Below are 22,836 nucleotides of genomic sequence, written 5' to 3'. Positions count from 1 at the left end.
TTTGCGGGTCGTGTGGTAGGGTCGCACCCATCTGAAGGGGAGTATTCCGGAAACGCCTCACCTCGTCATCACGGGCAACGCCCCGGGGGAGCGGCCGCTTATGCGGTGGAAGAGACCTTCGATCGGTTGGTCGGTCCCGCTGCGGGTTGCGCCTAGCCGACCGTACGTGCCCCTACTTCCCTGAGGTATAACGATTATGAACGTCCCATTTTGGGTGTGGGCCATCACGATCACCGCGATCGTTGCAATGCTCGCGGTGGATTTCTTTGGTCACGTCCGCACCCCGCACGCACCGAAGCTCAAAGAGGCAGCCATCTGGTCGGCGATCTACGTCGCCATTGCGCTGCTGTTCGGCCTGCTGGTCTGGTGGGGATGGGGCGGCCAGTTCGCGGGCGAATACTTCGCCGGGTTCATCACCGAAAAGTCGTTGTCGGTCGACAACTTGTTCGTGTTTGTGCTGATCATGTCGAGTTTCCGGGTGCCGCGTGAGTACCAACAAAAGGTGCTGCTTTTCGGTATTGTGATCGCGCTGGTTCTGCGCACCGTCTTCATCCTCGTCGGTGCGGCCGTGATCGAACACTTCTCGGCCGTGTTCTACCTGTTCGGCGCATTCTTGCTCTACACGGCGTGGACGCAGATCCGCGGCAGCGGGCACGACCCGGACGAGGGCTTCAAGGAGAACGGGTTCTTGCGTTTGATGCGCAAGATTGTTCCGACCGCGCCGGGATATGTTGGGGACCGCATGTTCGCGAAGGTCAACGACCGCGTCGTCGCGACCCCGATGCTGATCGTCATCCTCGCGGTGGGGTCGGCGGATCTGCTGTTCGCCGTGGATTCGATTCCGGCCATATTCGGTTTGACGCAGCAGACCTACCTGGTCTTCGCCGCGAACGCGTTCGCGTTGCTGGGATTGCGTCAGCTGTTCTTCCTGCTCGACGGCCTGCTCGACAAGCTGGTGTACCTGTCATACGGGCTCGGTGCCATCTTGGCATTCATCGGTGCGAAGCTGGTGATCCACGCGCTGCACACCAACGAACTGCCGTTCATCAACGGCGGGCACCACGTTGAGGCGATCCCCGAGATCACAACGGCAGTGTCCCTGTCAGTGATAGTTGGGATCCTGGTCATCACAACGGTCCTCAGCCTCACAGTCGGTAAACGAGCGGCAGGGAAGATGGCCGAAAAATCGGCGGCCATCGCGCGCCAGGAACAGGCCGCCCACCGCGAACTCGACGATTACGGGAAGTAGGGGCTACCCCGCGCAGCACCGAGCTACTTGCTGCCCGTTGTCCCGCGGGGATGGTCGCCTCGTGGGATAATGGTCCGAATGACCAGCCAACACTTGCCAGAATGGTTCACCATCACTTCGCTGGCGGCGATGATCTCGATCATCGTCGTCGACCTGCTCTTGGTAGTGCGGCGCCCGCATGTGCCGTCATTTCGTGAATGTGTGACGTGGGTTGGTTTCTACGTGGCGCTTGCGCTTGCCTTTGCCGGGGGAGTGCTGGCGGTCGGCGGTTCCGCCCCCGCGGGCCAATTCGTGGCGGGTTGGCTGACGGAGTATTCGCTTTCGGTCGACAACCTCTTTGTCTTCTTGGTGATCATGGCGAAGTTCGCTGTCCCCAAGAAGGACCAGCAATTGGTGTTGATGGTCGGGATCATCCTGTCGCTGGTGCTGCGGGGTGGCTTCATCCTTGCGGGCGCGGCGATCCTGGAACGGTTCGCGTGGGTCTTTTACATCTTCGGCGCATTTTTGCTGTACACGGCGGTCAAGATCGTGGTGGACCGCAACGACGACGACGAATACAAGGAGCCGCGCCTGGTCGGCGTCATCCGCCGGGTTGCGCGGGTACACGATCATTATGACGGCGCGAAGCTGCGCACGACGGTGGACGGGAAGAAATACTTCACGCCGATGATTTTGGTGTTCTTGGCGATCGGCACGACTGACCTGCTCTTCGCACTCGATTCGATTCCGGCGGTCTTTGGCCTGACGACGGACCCGTTCTTGGTGTTCGCGACTACGCTGTTTGCCTTGATGGGGTTGCGCCAGCTTTACTTCTTGTTGGGAGGGCTGCTGGACAAGCTCGTGTTGCTGCCGTTCGGTCTGGCCGTCATCTTGGGCTTCATCGGCGTGAAACTCGTGGCCGAGGCCCTTGCAACCAACGCTGTGCCGTTCATCAACGGCGGCCACCCGGTGACGTGGGCGCCCCACTTTTCCACGTCGGTGTCGCTCGGCGTGATTGTCGTGACACTGATCGTGACGGCGGTCGGCTCACTCGTCAAAACCCGAATGGACGAGGCCCGCTCCTCCTGACCCCGCTCACCGATCGCGCCGCCGGCGCCGCGGAATTGCCCGCGCCTCGCTGCGCCGGGGTGGGGCTGCTCGTCGTCTAGCGCCGGGTTGGGGTTGCTCGTCGTCTAGCGCCGGGTTGGGGTTGCTCGGTTCGCGGGGGTGCGTTGCGTCTTCGATGGTTGGGTGGGGTCGCTCGTCCCGCGTCGCGGCGGAGTGGATCAGCTTACGAGTGCGCCTCGCGAGGTGGGGTTCGACGTGAACAAGGCCGCGGGGCGGAGTGGATCAGCTTACGAGTGCGCCTCACGAGGTGGGGTTCGACGTGAACAAGGCCGCGGGGCGGAGTGGATCAGCTTACGAGTGCGCCTCACGAGGTGGGGTTCGACGTGAACAAGGCCGCGGGGCGGAGTGGATCAGCTTACGAGTGCGCCTCCCAGGGGCCGTAGATCGGGTTCCATTCGACGGCCTGACGTTCCAGGATTGCTTCTGCGGCGAGGAACGGGTCGCCAGCCAACAGATCGAGAGCGCCCTGCGGCGATTCGGCCCGGACGATGATCAGGGCGCCCGCGGTTCCGGGAGCCGAGACCGGGCCCGATGCGAGAAGGACCCCGGCTGCGTACAGGCCGCCCAGGAATGCGCGGTGTTGTGGGCGGATCTGCGCTAGCAGATCCTGGTTGTCCGTGTATGCGTAGGTGACTGCGTAGATGCTCATAGTGCTATTCAAGCAGGAACCTATGACATCGGTGCAAACCGTCCATTCGCGAACGCCTATGCAGGTGACCCGCTGGCGCGTCCGCGGCGGGGGCACTGGCCGGCGGGCGTGCCCGCACGCGCCCGGTTATGCCCGACGCGGCGTTTCGGTGGGCGTGCCCGCACGCGCCGTCGCTCTTACCAGCCGCGGGCTTTCCATTCGGCAAGATGCGGACGCTCGGCCCCGAGCGTTGTCGCGGGCCCGTGCCCGGGGTGAATGACCGTTTCGTCGTCGAACTTGTTGAAGATCTTGTGGACGACGTCGTTATACAGTGACGCGAAGTCGGCCTTGGATTCCGTCTTGCCAACGCCACCCGGGAACAGGGAATCTCCGGTGAAGATGTGCGTTCGGCCCGCACTATCGCGCAACCTGACCGCCAGGGAACCGGGTGTGTGCCCGCGCAGTGCGATGACGCTCAAGCTCAGGTCCCCGACCGCTACGGTGTCGCCATCCGCGAGGGGCCGATCGGTGCGGACGCCGATCCCGTCGGCGTCCGCCGCACCCGCGAGCGTGGTTGCAGCGCTGGCCGCGACAACGTCGTGCAACGCGTGCGCCCAGTGATCGGGATGGCGGTGAGTCGTCAAGACCAGGTTGCCGGGGCGGGCGGCAAAGAGCCTCAGCAGCCGCTGCGGCTCAGCCGCGGCGTCGATAAGCAACTGCGTTCCGGTGTGGCCGTCTGTGATGATGTAGGCGTTGTTGTGCATGGGCCCGACGCTCAGAGTCGACAGGGTCCATTCACCGCACGTGACGACCGGGTCGATGCGTGTGCCGAACAGCTGGGAGGCCCCGTCGGCTAGCGGTGGGATGAGTTGTTGGCCCATCATGTCGTAAACCGCTTGCGACCGCTTGTAGGGGTCAATGATGTCATCGGTCGCGGCGTCGCGCTTGCCCCCCAAACCACGCTGGCGGGCGATGGCGGCTAGCGCCTGGCGCACGTCCTCGACGGTTTCGAGCTGCGCAGGGAGGTCAGCGGTATCCACCGCGTTTGCAAGGGCTCCGAACTCCCGGATTGTGAACGTCTTGCGGGCCGCGCGCGGGAACATGCGGGCGACCTGCTGGCGATGTGACCTGGTTGCTACCAAAATCAGGTCGGCTTCGGCCAGGTCACTTTTACCCAGTTGCCGCGCTGCGTGGGCGGGGTCCGCGAGTCCTTGGGACGCTGCCAACTGCACGGAACCGCCGGACATGGTAGCTCCGACGGGAGCCTGGGTCCCCGCCGACCGGACCGAGACGGCGGCTGCCAGCGGCGCTGGCAGCCCACCGGCCCACGCCCGCAATAGCATCTCTGCGAGCGGGGAGCGGCACACGTTCCCGGTGCAAACGGTCAGGATTGTAAAGCGTTCTGATTCCATGTGGGCAGCCTATCGCCAGCGCTGCTACTTCTCGGCGTCGGCGGCGGGGGAAGGATCGGGTTCCACGATATCGCCGTAGGACCCGTAGTGTCCGTACTGGCTGTACGTGTAGGCGTCGAATCCCTTGGTCGGGAGCATGGTCAAAACGACGCCGAACAGGTGCGAGCCAACGGCGTGTAGGGTCTTGATTGCCGCGGAGAATTGGGCCTTGTGCGTCTTTCCGGCGGCTCCGACCAGCACGGCGCCGCCGACCATTTTCGAGAGGACGGCGGTGTCGGTCACTGGTAGCAGCGGTGCGCAGTCGAAGATCACCAGGTCGTACTTTGCCTCGACCGCGTTGATGAGTTCGCGCATTTGGTTGCCGCCCAACAGCTCGCTGGGGTTCGGAGGGATCTGCCCCGAGGGAAGTACCTCGATGTTCCCGGTCGCGCCCCAGGGCTGGACCACGTCCTCCAGGTCGGCGTTGCCGATCAGTACATCGGTCAGGCCCACTGCTCCCTCGATCCCGAATGCCTCGGACAGGCGCGGGCGGCGTAGGTCCGCGTCGATGACCAGCACCTGCGAGCCCGATTGCGAGATCGCGATGGCGAGGTTCGACGCAATGGTGGTCTTGCCCTCACTCGCCATCGCCGAGGTCACAATGACTGACTTGGGGTGGGCCGCGACCACGAACTCAAGGTTGGTGCGCAGGCCGCGGAACGCCTCCGACAGCGGCGAACGGGGATCGTTTTGCACGACCAATCCGGGGTCCGCCTTCGATTCTGACATGGGGATGCCGCCGACCATCGCCGCATCGGTGATGGCTTCGACGTCGCGAGTGTTGCGAACCTTGGTGTCAAGGACTTCCATGAGGATCGCGATTCCCACGCCGATTGCGAGCCCCAGCAGCAGGCCGAGGGCCAGGTTCAACTTCGCGTTGGGGGAATCGGGGCTGGTCGGCACCGATGCCGCTTCCAGGGTGGATATCTTGACGGGGGAGGTGCCACCGGCATTGGGCTTTTCGACGTCGGAAATGATCTTCGGGAGGGTTTCGCCGACCGCATTGGCGATCGCGGCGGCCCGCGTCGGATCCGTGTCGGTCGCGGAGATCTCTAGGATGACGGTGTTCAGGGGTGCGTTTGCGCTGACCTTCGCGGCGAGCTCGGAGACGGTGTAAGGCAGGTCCAGCGTCTTGATGACGGGCTGCAGGACGGACGTCGTCGTCACGGCCTGCGCGTAGCTCTTGACGCGCTGGGACGTAAACGTGTTGCCCGCGCTCAGATCCGAGGCCGAGGAATTGTCGGTGCTTGTCGAAACGAAAACCTGCGTCGTGGCTTTGTACTGCGGTGACATCAGGGCGGTGGCTGCGCCCGCTATGACCACGGCGATAACCACGGTTCCGGTGATGAGAATCCAACGCTTCCGGAGGATACGGATGTAATCGGCGAGTTCCACGGGCGACTTTCTGTTCGTGCTAAGGGGGAATGCATGTTGTGGCTGGCATAAGCAAGAACTGGGGCCCGCCGGTGGTGGCGAGCCCCAGCTCTCAAGCAGAGACCTCAGGCCGAAGCCTAGTTGTGAATCAGAGCTTAACCTTCTTGACGGTCGCCTTCTTCGCGAAGTACTTGGCGGAAGCCTGGAACTTCAGGGTCACCTTGTAGGTGCCCTTCTTCTTCGCGTTGAACTTGTAGCTGAACTTGCCGGACTTCTTGACCTTGACGGTCTTGACAATGGCCTTCTTGCCCTTGACCTTGATGGTGACCTTGACCTTCTTGACACCCTTGGGTGCGGTGGCCGTCAGCGTCGCCTTCTTGCCGGACTTCTTGACCTTGACCTTCTTGACCTTAGCGGCCTTACCGATCGTCACAGTGGTCTTCGCGGTGGTGCCGTCGACCTTGATGGTGTATTCGCCGGCCTTCTTGGGGAGCTTGATCCCCGCGGTGACCTTACCGTCGGCGCCGACCTTGACCGTGGTCTTCTTGCCGTTGATGGTCACGGTGACCGTCTTGCCGGCGTAGGTGGTGCCCAGGTTGAAGCTGTAGGTGGCGGTAGCGCCGGCCTTGGCGGCAGCCGGACCGGAAACGGTCGGGTTGACTACGGGCGGGTAGGCGGCCTGGGCGGCGGGAGCTGCTGCGGCGAAAGCGAGACCGCCGGCTACGACTGCCGCGGTTGCGGCCTTTGCGATGGATGAGAGTTTCATAGGTATGTTTCCTCTTGGTTCGGAGATAGGTGGTGTATCGTCCGCGACTTGCAACTGGCGAACGGGGTCTTGCTCGTGAACGACAATACATGAAGTCCCGTTGTTTGTGCACTTTGGACATCAGTTATTTACATGTGGCCTGACTCACAGTTTTCACGTTTGGTTCGTTCAGGAGCGGTTGCATGACGATCTGAGGATCGGTGGGGAGATCCCGATCGTCGTCATCACGCGCCGGTTCGTCCCATTGTGTCGTAAGTGTCTTGGTTTCGCCAGGCTCAAGTTCAACGTCGTAAACGACAAACTCGCGACCGTCCGCCTCTCCGCGTGAGACAAAAGCGTCTTGCCCATTGAGACGGAAGGAGTCGAACGTGGCATCCACCGGGGCGTACACCACCACATAGTCGTGGTTGGAACCGACCGTAGGGGTGGTCCCGTCGGTGACGTCGAGCCGCCCGGTCATGTATGGGGGCAGGCCGGAAGTGGGGGCGTCGTTGGTGATGGTCACGGTGAAGGTGCTGGTGCGGGTGGCAAGGTCCGCGTCCGCATCGATGGTGCAGGCGCCCAGCTCATACGTCGCACCCAGGTGCATGAAGGCGTCGAGCTTGTTGCCCCCCGCGTTGATCACCCTCACCGTGCTGCTGGGCCCGGGGGTGGCGGGGAACTCGCCCGAAAATCCGGCGGAGGCAATGTCCTTTTGCACGATCGGATCGCTTGACCACAATTGCAGATAGTCGGCCGTTTCCTGGCTCAGCGTCGTGGAAACCAGGGAGGCCAGGTCGATCTGCCCCTGCGATAGTTTGGTGAACATCTCCGCGATCATTTGCCCCACGACCGCGTCCTTTTCCTTGGGGTTGGAATAATCCTTGTAGACGCCCACGGTCAGGTATTCGGTCAGATCCTGCGGCGCGATCTGCTTGTCGCCGGCCGAAAGGGGGCCGACCGCGGCCGCTAGGTAGGGGAGCGTGCCTTGGCCCAGCGAGAGAACGGAATCGACCTGGGTCTCGCCGCGCGCGTTCCAACCCGCCCGGATCAACTTGGCGTTGTCGGGGAAGTTGGCGGAGAGGTTCATCGAGAGCCAATTCGTGAATGTTTCACTGCCCCACGCATCGACGTATCCGGCCGGGATGATCCCTTGGTAGGGCACGGCGGGTCCGGCGACCAGGTCGTCGTTGGAACCCTGCGTAGCGACGTTGAGTTTGCCGTTGTCGGCTTCCAGGATGATGTACGCGGACAGCAGCCCGCCCGATGGGCGCACCTCGGTGAGATTCTGCATCGTGACGAACCAGGTGCGCTTGCCGCCGTCTCCCAGAATGATCGGCAGCGCGTCCATGTACGGCTCCAGCTTCCGCACGGCGGGGCCGATCCCGGTCAGGGCGCTGGAAACCTTGTCGATGCGGGTCTTGATCTGCGGATTGACGCCGTCGGTGGACACCGCCTTGAGCTTTTGCGCCGAGGTGGTGGCGGCTGTGTCGATCGAGCTCAGCGATTCCCTGACCGAGGCCAAGAGTGTCAAGTCAAAGCCTTCCCCGCCCCCGGCAAGATTGGTCCCGGTGATGCGGGGAAGCAGCGCCGTGAGGGAGCTGGTGGAACCAGTGAGATCCGCGGCCACGTGCGAGGTGACCCTGATCGCGCGGACATCGTCGCCAATGCCGGGCAGCTTTTCGCCGAGGCGCACCGGGATGGAATCGGCGGCGGAACTGGCACGGCTGGCGAAGGTGTGCGCGCGGACAAGATCGTCGGCCAGTGCGTCGACGTCGCTATCCTTGGCGTGTGCGCGCGCCACATCGACCAGGGCATTGAGGTCTTGGAGGTTGCGTGCCACCGAATAGTACTGAACGGCGGAATAGCCCAAGAATGCGAAGAACGCCACCAGGGCAACCGTGACGATGGTTCCCGTGCGGTGTCGCCGGAAGAACCCGGGCTGGTCAGCGGGCGCGGATGGTTCGGTGTGCTGGCTCAAATGTTCAGTCATGGCTGCCATTCGGTATGTCAGGTGTCAAGGATCTTCGGTCCCCGACATGGGGGAATGCCCGATTCTCTCACGACCCGGACCGGTCGCGTCAATGTACTTCGTGAACCAAATACCTCATTTTGCGACACCGTGTCGCAAAGCGCGGGGTGTCCGGGTCTGGTAGCCGGAAGCGGACGCGACCTGCGGGTATGTCCCCGAACGGGGGCGGCGTCCGAACCTAGAAATGCGTTTATATCGGGCATGTAAAACCGTGGACAGGGTTGCCTAACGCATTGGACGTCGTATACGGTGAATCAAATTCCGGACTGACGTTGTCAATCCGAAGTAGCTCATTTCATCAGCCAGATCGCTCAGCGATCGGCCCGACACTCTTTGGAGGTGGGAATGTCGCGAACAAAACCTCGCGTCTATCTGCGGTCCGTTTGGGTAGGCGCGGCAGTGACCGCTCTCGCCGTAGGTGCGCCCTTTGCCGCTTCGCAGGCGGCCACCGCAAGTAACCCGCCGTCTAACCAGGTTGCATTGCCCGCCAACACGTTGTCAAGCCCCACGTTTAGCAGCGAATCGACGTCCACGACCGGCGATCGCGCCGCGGGTTTTACCCTGCTGGCGGTTGGCGGCCTGGCAATGGTGACCGGCGCCGGCGTGGTGGGTCTAAAGCGCCGCAACGCGGAGCCTGATTCGACATTCGAGGTGTCGGCGGGCTGATGGTCGCGAGCGGGACAACGGCGGGTTCCATTCCGGAACCCTCAACATCGATTCAATTGCCTGCGGACCTTTTGCCGCACGTCAAGCAGGCGCGCGTGAGCGACTGGTCCACGTCGTATGTGCGCAAGCTACTCATGTCCGATGTCGTGGTGGTGGTGTGGGCCGTCGCGACCGCCCAGCTGCTGTACTTCGGGGCCAGTGCGTCGAACGTTTCGGTCAAGGCGTTCGGATCTGTGCCCTACTGGGTCGTGTCGGTTCTGCTGAGCTTCGCTTGGATCTGCGCGTTGGCGCTGTCGGATTCGCGCCACTATCGCGTCCTTGGAACTGGAATTGACGAATACCGCAAGGTTACTAATGCCACGTTGATCTGCTTCGGGCTGGTGGCGATCGTGGCACTGGTGTTCAAGATCGACTTTGCGCGCGGGTACCTGCTCATCGCGTTGCCCTTGGGGCTTGTGGGCCTGTTGCTTGAGCGCAAGATCTGGCGAAGCTGGCTGGTGACGCAGCGCACCCGGCTAGGGAAGATGAGCCGGCGCGTTGTGGTGGCCGGGACGGGCCCGCGCGTGTCCAGGGTGATCTGCGAACTGACCAAGTCGCCGGCCGCCGGGTACGCGGTGGTTGGAGCGGCGCTGCCTGCCGGTGACAAACTCGATGACGACGTGTGCGGCGGCCAGGTGCCGGTGGGGCTCATTTCAGACGCCGTTGACTTCATGCGATCCGTGGGCGGGGATACCATCGCCGTGTCCGGGGGAGAGGCCGTGCCCGGCCCCGAGATTCAACGGATCAGCTGGCAGCTAGTCCCGGGGCAAGAGCACCTGATCGTCAGCCCGGCGCTGATCGACATCGCGGGCCCGCGCATCGGCATCCGCCCGGTTGCGGGGCTTTCTTTGATCCACGTCGAGACGCCGAAGTTGTCGGGTGTGGCTCAACTAACCAAAACGGCATTCGACCGCCTTGGCTCTTTGCTACTAATCATTTTGCTTTCGCCACTTTTTGCTGTGACGGCCATTGCGATCAAGCTGGACAGTAGGGGGCCGATTTTCTTTGTACAAGATCGGGTAGGACTGCACGGCCAAATATTTCGAATGTTCAAGTTCCGTTCCATGTCGACGGATGCGGAAGCCCGGCTCAAGGACCTTGCAGACAAGCAGCGCGACCGTGGCAACGTCGTAATGTTCAAAATGACGGACGACCCCCGGATCACACGAGTCGGGAAGCTGCTGCGCCGCTATTCGATCGACGAGTTGCCCCAGTTGATCAATGTGCTGCTGGGAACGATGAGCCTTGTTGGCCCGCGTCCGCCACTGCAACGTGAGGTGGAACTATATGGCGATCACGTTCACCGCCGATTCCTGGTGCGACCGGGAATAACAGGGCTGTGGCAGGTCAGCGGTCGATCTGACCTTGATTGGGATGAAACGGTAAGACTGGACTTGTACTACGTAGCTAACTGGTCTTTGACGCAGGACCTGCAGATAATTTCGCGTACGCTGCGGGCAGTTGTCGGAAAGGATGGTGCTTATTAGTATGATAGAGAATGATTCGCACCGCTGTCTGAAACTATAGATAGCGGAAGATAGAGCCGAACTATGTTGCAGTAACTCTGAAAGACAAAGACGGAATACCGGACTATCATTTCGAAAGATTCGAAAGCCCGTGCAATTTCAGTCTTCCGTATGCTAATCCTCATTTCTTCCATTGGAATTGCTCAAAGAAACATGCACTAGCGGCCGGTCTCCACTAATTGATGTGTCAAAGCGACACAACAATCAACTCGGACACTGGTATTGGTAGATACAGCAGATGGTGGACAGCGTCCTCAGGGCACGAAGCAATCGAATATCTGCAATACGAATTTTTCATGGATTTGCAATGAAATGAGAACAATGAACGAAGTAAGTTTGGGTCCAGTTTGGTTACAGGGTTGCTCCCTTGAAGAAGCAACTGAGTGGCTAATAGGGCAGGCGACACCAAGCAAATGCGGAGTGAGCGTGAGACTCATGAACGCCTACTGCGTATACTTAGCCAATAGAGAACCGTCATATGCTCGCATTCTCAATAGCAAGAATGGCGTGAATTTCCCGGATGGCAAACCGGTGGCACTGTATCTTCGACTATTTCAACCGCGGGCGCAGCAAGTTCGGGGTCCGTCACTGTTCAAGCTAGCGCTCGATCGGGGTCGAACATCGCATATCAGGCACTTCTTCTTGGGTACTACGTCTGAGACCTTAGAGAAATTGGTTGACTCTGTGGAGAAAATATATCCAGGTGTTGCGATCGCAGGTACTTTTGCCCCACCCTTCGGTGAACTTGATGACAAATTCCTACTAAAGTGCACCGAATGTACGAACTGGGAAGATGTTGATGTCTTGTGGGTAGGAATCGGTACACCGAAGCAGGACTATCTATCTACAGTGTTAGCAGATCGATTAGGCATACCGGTTGTCGGTATCGGTGCCGCATTTGATTTTGTGGCTCGGACGGTACCAGAGGCACCGCAGTTCTTCAGTGTTCTCGGATTGGAGTGGTTGTATCGGTTAGCCTCGGAGCCTCGAAGACTGTGGAAAAGGTATGTCTTTGGGAATTTCGGCTTTATATCGATAGCTGTCAAATCAATGGTCGCTCAGGCGTTTCGTAATAGGCGCAGGGGTAGGTTGCACACAGAAAAATGAGAATTCTAACCGCGCATGCGTTCTATGCAACAGTTGGCGGCGAGGACATTAGCCACCGCACTGAAGTGCAGTATTTGAAAGATCGTGGACACGAAGTCGTTGATTTTACGCGTCAGAACTCAGAACTTCAGTGTCAACATCCTCTTATTCAGGCAGCGGCGACTATTTCAAACAGAGATATCTACGCCGCCGCAAAGAGGGTGATAATAGAATTTCGCCCAGAAGTGGCATACATCAACAACACGTTTCCCGCTTTGTCACCGGCGGTAGTGTCTTGCCTAAAGGACTTTCAGATTCCCGTAATTCGAGTCTTAAGGAACTACCGTTTCGGGTGCCTTTCCGGGAACCTTTTCCGTCAAGGAGAAGTGTGTACTGATTGCATTGGACGAACTCCACTAAAAGGAGTCATTCACGGTTGCTACCGTGGGTCGGCTCCCGCTAGTCTAATAGCCGGGTTTACTCAACATCGGATGGCTTCAATCGATAAGAGATCGGTCGGATATTTCATTGCAGTGTCAAACTATGTCAAGTCGGTCGCTATTCAGTCTGGGATGCCGGAAGATAGAATTGTCACTCGCCCAAATCTCTATCTACGTCGGTCGAATGCAGTACGGAAGCAAATCTCGATGCGATCTAACCGCATCGCCTTTGTAGGGCGTGCTACTCCCGAGAAAGGACTCGATGATCTTATTCGTGCGTTTCTTCAACTCGTGCAGTGGAACTCGAATCTTGTTTTGGCGGTGATAGGTCCGGCTCGTGGAGCTATAGATCACCCGAATATTGAGTACTTGGGCCAGATCGATCATCAACAAGTTACGCGCGAACTGTCACACGCCGATTGTGCGGTAGTTCCATCACTGTGGCCTGAACCGTTTGGAAGAGTTGTCATAGAAGCACTGGGTGAGGGTACGCCGGTAGTTGTGTCATCGATTGGGGGTTTGGCTGAGCTCGCTGGCCCCGGCGTCTTAGCATATCGACCTGGTTCCGTAGGCGACTTAGTTGAAAAAATCAACTCGTCAATCTCTCTCCCACGGGAACTGGCATTTCGTGAAGCGCTAGCGAGGTTTGACGCAGACTTTTCCGCTGAAAATTGGTACGAGACGACGATGGGTGTGATTAGCGATGCCACATCGAATATCTGATTCGTCTAATGGTCAGTTCAGGCACGAGCTTGGTCCAAATGAGCGACTAGTGGGTGACTTTGATCAATATGTTTCGGGTCTGAGCACAATCCAAGTTGTTGCTATGTCCACGAAGCGGTCGAACGCAATTGGTTCACTTTTGATATCGCTGATTGAGTGCCACCCTAGTACTCTCTTCGTAGTCCACTCCTATGAGTTTGATCGGGACCTTCCTGACAATGTAGTTCAAGTTCCGCTAAAGAGATGGGGACTATCCTATAGTCTGCGGATCATCATTTTACCTTTGCAGTTAAAAATGAGTTCGCGCTGGAACGCCGTAGGTGGGCCAATCCGGCTCAGTTGCGATGCCATAAGTCACGCAGAGATTCATTGGGTTCACTTTTCGCATGCGACCTACTTGAAGCGTTTGCGGATTACGGAGACACCACGCTACTTTAATGCCTATATCCGAAGATGGAGGCATCGTTGGCTTCGACGACGCGAGCGCAAACTCTTAGCTGCGAGCGACATGATCATTGTCCCCACTGTTCGTCTCGCGGAAGAACTCGTTGAGTCAATTCCTGAGATAGATCCAATATGCATTCGTGTTCGTGAAAATTCGAGCGATGAAGCACGTCGTTGGAAGAGGGTCGCGCAAACACGCAGGAGTTCGCGAACACTGGTCGGAATGATCGCCGGTGGTGATTATGTTCGGAAGGGCGTTTTTACTGCTATTCGGGCGATCGCACAGATTCCGGAAGTGGATCTGTGCATCGTTGGGGGATCTAGACGTGAGGCTCGCGTGGCTCAGCGCTATGCTGAGAGGTGCGGTGTCGTGTCACAGGTGAAGATTATCGAGCAGGTTTCAGATCCGCAAATCCCATTACAGAATGCTGACATACTCTTGTTTCCCTCTCATTACGAGGTTGCGAGTCTAGCTATCTATGAGGCTAGTAGTTCGGGCAAATACATCGTAGCGTCTGACGCGGGAAATGCTGAAGAAGTACTGAGATCTATTCCAAACACCTATCTGTATGACGACATGGACTCAATGATTGAAATAATCAGAGAAATCGATCGCCGCACATCAGGAAAATTGAAGTGATTTTCGGCGTGGGTGTAGTCGCATTAGCTCTAATTATGTGCGCGCGCGCCAAACTGCCGGTCGCATTTGTCGTGTTAGCGCTTACAAGCCATTTGGACATGAACCTCGTCATTGGGGAAAACGGCGTTGCTAGCGCGATCAACATTGTGCGTGTAGTGATTCTTCCCTTGGTCGTTCTGTCGCGGCTCGTGAATGATCGCAAGCTTCCCGTTCGCCGACATCGCCCGAGGATAGCGATTCTATTGTTAGTTGTTGTAGCTAGCTTACTGCCTGGCGTCTTGTCTACACAGAACGTTGCAGCCACCTTCAAATTCTTGTGCTATTTGATAGCGCTTCTACTACTCGTTCTCATTTGGCGCATTGCACTTCAATTGTCCTTGGTCAGTGATGCCATGCTGCTTACTATTTCTGTTGGGGCCCTATCGATCGCCTATTTACAGACTCATGTCTTTGGAAATCAATTTGGAACTGCCGACGGTAGATTTACGTCATTTAGCTCGCCCCAAGCTTTCGGTATTTTCTATGTTGCTCTATTTGGCGTCTCCACTGTTCTAGTAAAGAACATGAATACTCTGGCTACGGTAGGTCTAATTTCGCTCTACGCCATCGTATTAAGTGGTTCTAGGACATCGCTAATCGGGTTCGTCGTTATCGTTGCTTGCTTGGTATACGCGAGCGCTCGAAGATATCCGGCAGTATTGACTATGGCGAGCTTGGCCGCTGTCGTTCCGGCTATTATCTTTATGGGGAGTTCGAAGGTCGAAGTTGTACTTGGTAGATCTGCGTCGCTGTTGGATCTATCGAGCGGCATTGGCTCCATTGGCACTTTTGCCTACCGTGGCATCGTGGTGTCAGAGGTCCTCTCTCATTGGAGAGAAGGAACTCTAGCCGAGAAGTTTTTTGGGAATGGAGGCTCGAGCTCGGCGAGCCTGGTTGCTCCTTTGGATGTTAGGTACTACGACGAAATTGATGCAAATAGGGTTGTGCATAATGAATACATTCGAGTTCTCTATGACTATGGCTTGATCAGTGTCTCTGTATTGGTCCTGCTGCTGATTTGGTTGCAATGCCGGGCTGTCATTACAAGGATTCCAGTGCTGTTCGGACTATCACTATTTCTGGCGATTGTTCTTGGCGTTGAAAACGTGCTTGTATCGGCGACAGCGGCCAGCGGTTTCGGTATCGGGGCTGCGATATCAACCATACTTCTATCTCGACATGAAATCCTTCCCCAGCGTGACTTGACGGTGATCACAAGCAGTGTTGATCAAAGTGTCAGAGGCACAATGGGACGATTCTGAGAGTGGACCATGAAGCACCGTAAGAGTTACAATCTGCTCTTTTCTCAAGTAGCGAGTTCGCTTGGTAGTTTTGGATTTCTCGCTTTGGCTGGCAGAGCTTTGGATTTGAACGAACTGGGTCTTATTGGGGTTTTCTTTGCTTGGTTTTATTTTACGTCGGGTATACAACGCTCAATCACGTCAGAGATTTTCATTCCAAGGCTTCAATCAGGTACTGTTGGTGCCGTCGAGTCAACCCATTTGTGTTCCCTCTCTACATCGCTTTTAATAGCTCTAGTTTCTTCGATGTTATTCGCGACCTATGGGGCGGTGTTCTGGAGTTTGGATGCGAATAGTACCTGCCTTGCGTTAATCAGTCTATTAGTATGGCTTTTCTATGATGCTCAGCGGGCGTTTCGTGTCGGAGAATCGTCATATTCGTTGCTCCTGTTCGGTGAAGTAACTTTCTCTGCCTCTTTGATTATTGGTGGACTATTTCTAGTTTGGTTCAAAGCCGGGGTGAATCTCTTTTTTGGCGCGATTATTGTGTCCGCTGCTTTCGCATCGATGGCGATCGGCCCTAGGCTCCGATTTCGTGGGTGGATGAAGAGTATTGCGAGAGATGGTGCTCTTAAGCGAGCTTATCTACTCGATTTTTTGCTAGGAAGTGGCGGGCAACAGCTAGTAATCGTTTGTGCAACTTGGTTTGTCAGCTCGCAGGATGTTGGTTCACTTCGGTTAGTAATGACCGAACTAGGTCCTCAGAGTTTTCTTTTGTCGGCAGGGGGACCTCTGCTGCTTTCACTGAATGCGAAGCGTCTTCGAACTGATTTCCTGTATGGATTCCGGATCGCTTTCTTTGAGGCAATCGCTTTGGCGGCGGTCTTTGGTGCATACTCCTTAATTCTGAATTTATCCCCGGATCGGTACGTTCGAATTGTCTTTGGGGAGAACGCTATTCAAGGGGGCCCGTATATGGTATGGCTAACGCTAGGGGGTGTAATGTCGATAGTTGCGCTAGCTGCGACTGTAGCTTTACGTGTGTATGAGGTGTCGAGTGCCATCATCAAGTTGCGCATCATTGCGGTCATTTCTTTGCCGGTTGGCATTGCTCTTACCGCCATCTTTGGCGCTCGTTTTATTGCCATCACTATTTTCGTCTCTGCCGCATCATATTGCTTGAGCGCATTTGCGCTGGTTCATTGGAAGCTACGGTTTGTCGGTCGTTAGTGCCGTGTGCGGTTCGTGCTAGTGTCGCTCACGGGTGGCTGATCGTTTTTTGGTTAGAGTATCATTCGTCAGTGTTTTGTAATTACTTCATTCGTTCGTTTCCTCCGAATCAGTTGCCTTGGCGACTACGGTTTGCGCGGTGTGCCTTACAGGCCATTTTGTATGTGTTGTAGGTTGGGGGTCCCCGAGGGGATGCTAGTATGGCTGAAACGTTGGATGTAGAGTAGATTATTGATGATCGGGTTCGGCAGAGTTGAAGATTCTTTTAGGTTTGGTCTTTCAAGGTGTCTTATTGATGTTTTTCGACGTTTGGTTTTTCCCGGACTTTCGTTGTTAGTATTCGATTTGGTCGCATTACATTGGAGGGTTTCGACGTGATGAATTTGAAACGTGCACTAATTACAGGCATCACCGGTCAGGACGGCTCGTACCTCGCCGAGTTGTTGCTTTCTAAGGGGTATGAAGTCCACGGAATTATCCGCAGGGCTTCTACATTCAACACGAGCCGCATCGATCACTTATACGTTGATCCGCATGAGGAACGAGCGAGCCTGTTCCTGCACTACGGTGATCTCAGCGATGGGGCTCGAATGGTGACGTTGCTATCTGAGATTCAACCAGACGAGGTTTACAACCTTGCGGCACAGTCCCACGTGAGAGTGTCATTCGACGAACCAGAGCACACGGCGGATACCACCGGGACGGGCACAGTGCGCCTATTGGAAGCCGTCAGGCTAGCTGGTATAGATACGAAGTATTACCAGGCGTCGACATCCGAACTGTACGGGGCAACCCCGCCCCCCCAGAATGAGACAACTCCGTTCTACCCCCGTTCGCCATACGCTGCTGCGAAGCTCTACAGTTACTGGATCACGAAGAACTATCGCGAGGCTTATGACATGTTCGCGGTGAATGGCATCTTGTTCAACCACGAATCACCACGTCGTGGCGAGACGTTTGTGACCCGCAAGATTACGCGTGCAGTTGCTGCGATTAAGGCGGGCAAACAAGAACACGTCTACATGGGGAATATCGACTCGATTCGCGACTGGGGATATGCAGCCGAATACGTCGAAGGAATGTGGAGGATGCTTCAAGCGGATGAGCCAGAGGATTTTGTTCTGGCAACTGGCGTTGGCATCACGGTGCGTGAGTTCCTTGATATCGCCTTCTCCCATGTGGGACTTCATTGGGAGGATCACGTCCGTTTCGATGAGCGGTACCTGCGCCCAACCGAAGTCGACGCATTGATCGGCGACCCCACCAAAGCGGGGCAGAAACTAGGGTGGACGCCGACGATCGATGGCCGCGAACTCGCTAAACTTATGGTTGACGCCGACATTGAAGCACTTGATGCCGGTCCAGGCTGGATCGACAAGGTGAAGCTTGAATCATGGGGAACAAAGTGACAGTGACAGGCGTGGCGGAATACAATCCAGCTGAGTTGGATCGGGAAGCGGCATTTTACGTCGCTGGGCACCGCGGCCTTGTGGGATCGGCAATCTGGCGTCGACTTGAAGCATCGGGATTCACCAATTTAGTCGGACGAACCTCGTACCAACTCGATCTAAAAGATCGCGATGCCACCTTTTCCTTCTTTGCTGAGACCAAACCCAAATATGTAGTGCTCGCCGCTGCAAAAGTTGGCGGGATCCTGGCCAACAGCACTTACCCCGTCGATTTCCTTAGCGACAACATGCGGATCCAGGTCAACGTTCTTGACGCTGCATTGAAGAATGATGTTGAGCGCGTACTCTTCTTGGGATCGTCATGTATTTACCCCAAGCTTGCCGAACAGCCTATCCGTGAAGACTCGCTGCTGACCGGCCACCTGGAACCAACCAATGACGCCTATGCGATCGCGAAGATCGCCGGGATTCTTCAAACGCAAGCAGTACGCAGGCAGTACGGTCTTCCCTGGATCAGTGCTATGCCCACCAACCTCTATGGGCCAAACGATAATTTCTCGCCCCAAGGCTCACACGTCCTGCCAGCATTGATCCGGCGGTATGACGATGCAGCTCGTGCGAATGCGCTTTCCGTGACCAACTGGGGCACGGGGAAGCCACGCCGCGAGTTCCTGCACGCCGACGACATGGCGGACGCCTGCCTATATCTCCTGGAGCACTACGACGGGCCGACACAAGTCAACGTTGGCACGGGCTCTGACGTCACGATCAAGGAGATTGCTGACACCATTGCCACAGTGACCGGTTTTACTGGCGAGACTAAATGGGACACGACCAAGCCTGACGGCACACCACAAAAGCTTCTAGATGTGTCCCTGCTGGCCAAAATTGGTTGGAGATCACAAATCACGCTTGAGGAAGGTCTTGACCGAACGATGCGGTGGTACCACGACAACTTCGATAGGCTCCGGTCTTAGTTTGGTCGATCAACTCGATCGTTATGGTGGCTACCGGCATATTGTAGTTTTCGCCTTCTACCGCGAAGTCACCGCAATGGCCTTTCATGAAGCGATCCGCGATCTCGAACGGCTAGGTTCCGAACGCAACGTGGGAACGTTTCGGGTAAGGGAATCTGTCGACCTGCGAAAGGGGCGAGTCGTTCTGTTCGATGCATGGTTCCTGGATCAGGAGCAGTTCGGGCGGTTCACACGTTCTACGCTTCATGGAGAAGTAGTAGAACGGCTTAGGCTGATTGCTGATTGGTGGGTCTGCGACTACTTCGAGTAATCTGAGGCGAACATTCTCGTGAATAGCTCGTCGCAACCCGGCCAGAGCCGGGCGGGTAGCTTCCCTACTGGATAGAACCTGAACTCCAGCGCCTCGCCTCCGATTACCACCGTTCCATCTCCATGTGAATCAAAGACGTAGGACAGCCCGATTGCATGCTTTCGTGGATCAATACCTAACGGAATTTGTTGCGGACCGGCACGTTCCGTTAGGTGCTGATGCAGGTCGGGCGGCAGCCACTGGAACACGTATGCTGGTTGAGGGTCATCTGAAATATCGAGACTTAGGTCTCGAATTGTTCCAGTAAGGTGCCTACAAATTGCGTCACGGACCGTCTCACCCCGGACGATCCTGCCGCCCAAGTGGCACCATACATGGCCGAAAGGCGATTGCCGGAGGATCAGGCCAACCTGGTCTATCTGCCCCAGGTGGTTCCGCTTGACGGGCAAGAAATCGACGCAAGCAATAGGAATGCTGGCCTCGATGGTTGAATACAGTTCTTGATTGATAAGACGCAAAGATGAACCCTCCTATTGAGGATCGCGTAGTAGCAGCTATGTTCGGTCGGTGCGCATTGTTCGGATGCTTAGTCTGTACCGAAGAGGTCGCGCGTGTAGACCTTTGCGGCTACGTCTGCGAGCCGGTTGGTGCGGCGGTTCGCGACGATCACGTCGGCGCGTGATTTGAATTCACCAAGGTCGCGGATGACCTCCGAGCCAAAGAAGTGGTCAGAATCGAGCGACGGCTCGTAGACGACCACCTCGACGCCCTTCGCCTTTATTCGTTTCATGACGCCCTGGATCGAAGAGGCCCTGAAGTTATCCGACCCGGCCTTCATGATCAGTCGGTACATGCCAACAACCTGTGGTCCGCGAGCCAAGATATCGGACGCTATGAAGTCCTTGCGGGTCGTGTTCGCATCGACGATCGCGGTAATGAGGTTCTGCGGCACGTCCTGGTAGTTGGCCAGCAGTTGCTTGGTGTCCTTGGGGAGGCAATACCCACCGTATCCAAACGACGGGTTGTTGTAGTGGCTGCCGATGCGCGGATCTAGGCCCACACCCTCGATGATCTGCCGAGAATCCAGCCCATGGATCGCCGCGTAAGTGTCCAACTCGTTGAAGTACGAAACCCGCAACGCCAAGTAAGTGTTAGCAAATAGCTTTATTGCCTCGGCCTCGGTCGGTCCGGTCAGGAGTACGGGAACATCATCGTCCTGAGCGCCTTCGACCAGTAAGTCAGCAAAGGTTCGTGCGGCAGGGGTCGTGTCGCCAACGACAATGCGGGACGGATGCAGGTTGTCGGCGAGCGCGTGCCCTTCACGTAGGAATTCGGGTGAAAAGATGATTGTCGCGCCGGGGTGTGATTCACGCAGGGCGGCCGTGAAGCCCACGGGCACCGTCGATTTGATAACGATCGGCACCGCGGGGTGCGCGGCCAGCGCAGCATCGACCACGGATTCAACGGTGGAGGTGTTGAAGTAATTAGTCGATGGATCGTAGTCGGTCGGGGTCGCAACGACAACAAAGTCGGCGCCGGCATAGGCCGCCTGAGCGTCTGTCGTCGCAACCAGTCGCAGCGCAATGGTGGATAAGAACTGCTCGATCTCTGCGTCGACGATGGGGGATCGACCTGAGTTGATCAGCTGCACTTTGGCTTCGTCTATGTCGAGCGACGTGACGTCGTGGTTCTGCGCCAATAGCACCGACAGCGAAAGACCGACGTAACCCGTACCGACGACAGTAATTTTCACGTCTCAAGGTTACCCGATGCATTACCGCCCGCGGCGCGGCGCTCGAACGATGGACCAGGCGCAGGCGCCGGCGGCGCCGAGCGCCGTGCCCAGGGTGTTCAGTGCGACGTCGTGCAGGGAGGGGACGCGGGCGGGGAGCAGTATTCCTTGCAGGGCCTCGACGCAGCTCGACAGGGCGCAGCCGGCCAGGGTGATTGCGGCGGCGCGCAGCCACCGTTCTGCCGGGCTCAGCCCCGGAAAGCGCTCCTGGACGAACGCCTGCGCAAAGATCCCGAGCGGGATAAAGATGCCAATGTTGCCCAGTTGCTCCGCCGCATCGAAAGACATGGGGATGCCCAGCGAGGTCGCGGCGCGCGCGGCGCGCCAAATGAGTCCGGCGGGGGAGTGATCGCTCAGCGTCATCACCAATATCGCGCCCACGTACAGGGCTAGGCCGACCGCGATCGCACGGAAGCGGGTGTGCGGGGCCGTGGCGGTCATAGCGACCAGTATGCCCGCAGTGGTGCCGAACTCAAGACTCGGCGTGCCGAACGGGCGCGGATGCGCGCCCAATCGCGCGCGGGGACGGGGGCTATCTTTCCCGCGAACAAAGGCGAAAGGGGCAGAGCCACGCGGCACGAAAGCGAGGGGAGCCGGTGGACGCGGCACGCAAGTGAAAGGGGGCGCGCCGCGCAACAGCGCGGCCCACCCCCTCAGCGCAATGCGCACGCCCTAGTTGGCACCGAAATCGATCAGCTCCGATGCGATCGCCCAGAAACCCAGAGCGGCAAGGTGCCACGGGACCGGTTCGCCGTCAAGACCCGGGCGCGTGACTAGTTGATCGCCCAACTCCGGATTGATTGCCTGGCGTTGGACCATGCCTTCAACGTAGGCGCCACACATTCCGGCTAGCATCTCCGGGGTGGTGCCCGGCTTGAAGGAGAAACCGTTTTCCGTGACCACTCGCTGGTAGAAGGCGGCCATTTGCTCCACGAAACGAAGCTCCGCACCGCGCAACTTGGCGTGCAGTTCCTCGCGGCGCTGCTCGTCGGGGAACGACTCAATGGTCATCATCAGCGCCACGTGGGTGCGCCACGTCGTCGACGCCTTGACCAGCTCGAAGTTGACCTCCGCAACAACGCGCACGGCCTCGCGGAAGACGTCCTGGCGGCCCTGGTGGGTGCCTAGCCGGTCCTTGTGCTGCTCGAAGACCTTGGCCGCTGCCTCCAGGGTTTCGGGGAAGAACATCGAGTGGTTCTCCCCGTCCTCCGACACCAGGTAGTCGAGCAGGTCAGCGAAGAAGAATTCCTTGGCGGGCCACAACCGGTAGAAGCTGCTGCGCGGCACGTTGGACTGGTTAATCAGGTCCTCGATGCTCAGGTGGTCGAGCCCCACGGTGAGCCCGGAGTCCGACAGCATGTCGATCGCGGTAGTCAACGCGATCTTTCGCGCCTGCTCCGCGGGAATGCGCCGCTGCCGACCCGATGCTCCTTTGTACGTTGTCACTGTGTGTCCTTCTTGTGCGTTGTTCGGCATTTCGAAAATGCGTGGTGGTGGCAACCGGTTCGATTGATGTGAGTCACCGTGCCGTATTTATAAAAATGCGTTGGAACGTCGTTGCTAGCGCATGACCGCCCTTGGTCGCGGGATGATGCTGTCACGCAAGAGCGAAAATCCGCAAACCCGCTGATCCCGACGATACTCGCGATGGGAGCGTGGAGCATGTTGGGTCTTGTTCGTGTCGCGAC

21 protein-coding genes are annotated in these 22,836 nt (G+C 57.6%); 12 read left to right on the top strand and 9 right to left on the bottom strand.

What is annotated here, in order from left to right:
- Positions 1–196 precede the first annotated feature (196 nt).
- Positions 197–1,249 (top strand): TerC family protein, encoded by a 1,053-nt coding sequence (locus tag FB389_RS01890; protein ID WP_142111114.1) that lies wholly within the window; start codon positions 197–199, stop codon positions 1,247–1,249.
- Positions 1,250–1,327: 78 nt separating this feature from the next.
- Positions 1,328–2,317 carry a TerC family protein gene (locus FB389_RS01885; RefSeq protein WP_142111113.1) on the top strand — a complete coding sequence of 330 codons (990 nt, stop codon included), beginning with the start codon at positions 1,328–1,330 and terminating at the stop codon, positions 2,315–2,317.
- Between the two features lie 394 nt (positions 2,318–2,711).
- Here the strand turns inward: FB389_RS01885 and FB389_RS01880 are convergent, their stop codons facing one another.
- From FB389_RS01880 to FB389_RS01860, 5 genes are all read right to left on the bottom strand, one after another.
- Positions 2,712–3,005: a YciI family protein gene (locus FB389_RS01880; RefSeq protein WP_142111112.1), complete on the bottom strand. Its 294-nt coding sequence runs from the start codon at positions 3,003–3,005 to the stop codon at positions 2,712–2,714.
- A 176-nt stretch (positions 3,006–3,181) separates the two neighbouring features.
- Positions 3,182–4,396, bottom strand: coding sequence for an arsenate reductase/protein-tyrosine-phosphatase family protein (locus FB389_RS01875; RefSeq protein ID WP_142111111.1), 1,215 nt, complete (start codon positions 4,394–4,396; stop codon positions 3,182–3,184).
- Between the two features lie 24 nt (positions 4,397–4,420).
- Entirely contained in the window at positions 4,421–5,830 is a 1,410-nt protein-coding gene (locus FB389_RS01870) for a tyrosine-protein kinase domain-containing protein (RefSeq protein WP_142111110.1), read from the bottom strand.
- A 127-nt stretch (positions 5,831–5,957) separates the two neighbouring features.
- Entirely contained in the window at positions 5,958–6,575 is a 618-nt protein-coding gene (locus tag FB389_RS01865; RefSeq protein WP_142111109.1) for a hypothetical protein, read from the bottom strand.
- Positions 6,576–6,699: 124 nt separating this feature from the next.
- Positions 6,700–8,547, bottom strand: coding sequence for a DUF4012 domain-containing protein (locus FB389_RS01860; protein ID WP_170207831.1), 1,848 nt, complete (start codon positions 8,545–8,547; stop codon positions 6,700–6,702).
- A 438-nt stretch (positions 8,548–8,985) separates the two neighbouring features.
- Between FB389_RS01860 and FB389_RS01855 the strand changes: the two genes are divergently transcribed.
- From FB389_RS01855 to FB389_RS01810, 10 genes are all read left to right on the top strand, one after another.
- Entirely contained in the window at positions 8,986–9,252 is a 267-nt protein-coding gene (locus FB389_RS01855) for an LPXTG cell wall anchor domain-containing protein (protein WP_170207830.1), read from the top strand.
- On the top strand, positions 9,252–10,778 hold the full coding sequence (locus tag FB389_RS01850; RefSeq protein WP_142111106.1) for a sugar transferase: 1,527 nt from the start codon (positions 9,252–9,254) through the stop codon (positions 10,776–10,778). The genes FB389_RS01855 and FB389_RS01850 overlap by 1 nt, the downstream gene beginning before the upstream one ends.
- Before the next feature lie 351 nt (positions 10,779–11,129).
- Positions 11,130–11,924 (top strand): WecB/TagA/CpsF family glycosyltransferase, encoded by a 795-nt coding sequence (locus FB389_RS10955; protein WP_425467241.1) that lies wholly within the window; start codon positions 11,130–11,132, stop codon positions 11,922–11,924.
- A 470-nt stretch (positions 11,925–12,394) separates the two neighbouring features.
- Positions 12,395–13,066 (top strand): glycosyltransferase, encoded by a 672-nt coding sequence (locus tag FB389_RS10385; RefSeq protein WP_170207828.1) that lies wholly within the window; start codon positions 12,395–12,397, stop codon positions 13,064–13,066.
- A gap of 49 nt (positions 13,067–13,115) precedes the next feature.
- Positions 13,116–14,150, top strand: a complete 1,035-nt coding sequence (locus FB389_RS01835; RefSeq protein ID WP_170207827.1) for a glycosyltransferase — start codon at positions 13,116–13,118, stop codon at positions 14,148–14,150.
- Positions 14,147–15,451 carry an O-antigen ligase family protein gene (locus FB389_RS01830; RefSeq protein ID WP_142111102.1) on the top strand — a complete coding sequence of 435 codons (1,305 nt, stop codon included), beginning with the start codon at positions 14,147–14,149 and terminating at the stop codon, positions 15,449–15,451. Before FB389_RS01835 ends, FB389_RS01830 begins: the two co-directional genes overlap by 4 nt.
- Positions 15,452–15,460: 9 nt before the next feature.
- The gene (locus FB389_RS01825) at positions 15,461–16,660 is read left to right on the top strand and encodes an MATE family efflux transporter (RefSeq protein ID WP_142111101.1); all 1,200 of its coding nucleotides are present in this window, start codon (positions 15,461–15,463) and stop codon (positions 16,658–16,660) included.
- Positions 16,661–17,037: 377 nt separating this feature from the next.
- Complete coding sequence (gene gmd, locus FB389_RS01820) at positions 17,038–18,069, top strand: GDP-mannose 4,6-dehydratase (protein WP_142113414.1); 1,032 nt, start codon at positions 17,038–17,040, stop codon at positions 18,067–18,069.
- Positions 18,054–19,046 carry a GDP-L-fucose synthase family protein gene (locus tag FB389_RS01815; protein ID WP_142111100.1) on the top strand — a complete coding sequence of 331 codons (993 nt, stop codon included), beginning with the start codon at positions 18,054–18,056 and terminating at the stop codon, positions 19,044–19,046. Before gmd ends, FB389_RS01815 begins: the two co-directional genes overlap by 16 nt.
- A gap of 1 nt (position 19,047) precedes the next feature.
- Entirely contained in the window at positions 19,048–19,356 is a 309-nt protein-coding gene (locus tag FB389_RS01810) for a hypothetical protein (RefSeq protein WP_142111099.1), read from the top strand.
- Here FB389_RS01810 and FB389_RS10950 read toward each other — a convergent pair.
- The 4 genes from FB389_RS10950 to FB389_RS01790 form a co-directional block, all read right to left on the bottom strand.
- Positions 19,344–19,805, bottom strand: coding sequence for a DUF4916 domain-containing protein (locus tag FB389_RS10950; RefSeq protein WP_425467261.1), 462 nt, complete (start codon positions 19,803–19,805; stop codon positions 19,344–19,346). The genes FB389_RS01810 and FB389_RS10950 overlap by 13 nt on opposite strands.
- 137 nt (positions 19,806–19,942) lie before the next feature.
- Positions 19,943–21,109, bottom strand: a complete 1,167-nt coding sequence (locus FB389_RS01800; RefSeq protein WP_142111097.1) for a nucleotide sugar dehydrogenase — start codon at positions 21,107–21,109, stop codon at positions 19,943–19,945.
- Positions 21,110–21,130: 21 nt separating this feature from the next.
- Positions 21,131–21,589 (bottom strand): VanZ family protein, encoded by a 459-nt coding sequence (locus FB389_RS01795; protein ID WP_142111096.1) that lies wholly within the window; start codon positions 21,587–21,589, stop codon positions 21,131–21,133.
- A gap of 231 nt (positions 21,590–21,820) precedes the next feature.
- On the bottom strand, positions 21,821–22,594 hold the full coding sequence (locus tag FB389_RS01790; protein WP_142111095.1) for a hypothetical protein: 774 nt from the start codon (positions 22,592–22,594) through the stop codon (positions 21,821–21,823).
- Positions 22,595–22,836 lie beyond the last annotated feature (242 nt).

Origin of the sequence: Rarobacter incanus (genome assembly GCF_006715765.1) — a bacterium.
GTDB classification, from domain to species: domain Bacteria; phylum Actinomycetota; class Actinomycetes; order Actinomycetales; family Cellulomonadaceae; genus Rarobacter; species Rarobacter incanus.
This window is presented reverse-complemented; position numbering and strand designations above follow the sequence as displayed.